The sequence below is a fragment of the Rhizobium bangladeshense genome, assembly GCF_001662075.1.
GTDB lineage: Bacteria > Pseudomonadota > Alphaproteobacteria > Rhizobiales > Rhizobiaceae > Rhizobium > Rhizobium bangladeshense_B.
The window spans coordinates 1-1205 of sequence record NZ_LYPL01000089.1; the positions used below are offsets into that span (position 1 = coordinate 1).

General features: G+C 53.2%; 2 protein-coding genes and 1 pseudogene. 2 read left to right on the forward strand and 1 reads right to left on the reverse strand.

What is annotated here, in order from left to right:
- A partial coding sequence (locus A7X77_RS33325) for a lysylphosphatidylglycerol synthase domain-containing protein (protein WP_197486932.1) occupies positions 1–664 on the reverse strand: 664 nt, incomplete at its 3' end.
- A gap of 218 nt (positions 665–882) precedes the next feature.
- Here A7X77_RS33325 and A7X77_RS31600 point away from each other — a divergent pair.
- Both A7X77_RS31600 and A7X77_RS32885 read left to right on the forward strand, forming a co-directional pair.
- A complete protein-coding gene (locus A7X77_RS31600) occupies positions 883–1137 on the forward strand; it encodes a hypothetical protein (protein WP_064686693.1) in 255 nt (84 codons plus the stop codon).
- Positions 1112–1205: pseudogene (locus A7X77_RS32885) on the forward strand (lysozyme); the annotation flags it as partial. The gene A7X77_RS31600 and the pseudogene A7X77_RS32885, both read left to right, overlap by 26 nt.

The window sequence follows — 1205 nt, forward strand, 5'->3', positions numbered from 1 at the left end:
CAGGAGAGAGCAAGTTTTTGAGCGTCATTTGCTCACCCGCACTGCGTATTAGCACTGCGACATGTCTATTGAAGAAAGATTCACACCCCGCATAAGTGAATACCGTGCAAACCCATTTCAGCAGAAGCGCGTTAAAGTATTTCACTAGCGCAACAGCGGTGAGCGCAAGTCCGAGAGCCGAAGAAATTGAAACAAATAATATTTCGGTGCGGGCGGCATCCAGCGATAGTGTTAAAACTGTAGCAGCTAATACGCCTACCACAGCGATCGTAATGAGATCGATTACCTTTTCCACTATAAGGCTGCCAAATACTTCGGCTTGAGCTACCCGGCCTACAACATGGCTGTAGTGAACTCGCAACAGATCTCCTCCTCTTGCAGGGAGAAACATGTTGCAGCCGAGGCAAAGAATGGAGGCTATAAGAGAGGTGCTCTTGTCAAGTCTTCCACCTATCAGCAGTTGCCAACGGCAACCGTAGACTGTGGCAATCAACAGAGCCGTGATCGAAAATGGCCACAGAGAAGCAGGGTGAACACCGTCCTTAAGTATACGGGCAGTTTCTTGCCAGCTAATTGACCTAATCAGGAACGCAAGCAGTGCGAGGCTCACTAGATAAGCGAAAAAAGTGCGAGCGCTTATTTTTGAACGAGCTTGTGCAGCCATCTAATTCGATCTTCGAAACTGCCTTCAGAGAGTAAGGCCAAACAGGCCGTGACTCCTGCCACTGGCCCAAGCAAATATGGAAACACGACAGACAGAGCGGCATCGCTCTGACCATATCCAGGCCTTCGACTACCCTTAAGAGAAAACATTAGCAATAGACAACTATCGTCTCCATCCGTGAGGCGGGTTTTTCCACAGCCACACCTCCGGAGCCCCCCATGCTCGTCCACAACTGGCGCGCAGTGCTGAGGCGCGCCTGGAGCGTCCGCTTTATGGCATTGGCGCTCATCTTCATCGTCCTCGAGCCCGTCACCAATTTCGTCGCCGGCACCTGGATACCGGGCAACCTCTACATCCAGCTTGCCCTGTCGGCGGCATCGGGCCTTCTCACCGCGGCGGCGATCGTCGCGCGCATCGTCTTTCAACAGCAAATCTCTGGAGAATTGAATGGCAAACCGCCTGCAGAAGGGTAGTGCCGCCGCCGCTATGGCCGTGGCTCTTGTCGGGTGCTTCGAGGGGCTGCGGCAGAATGCCTATCCCG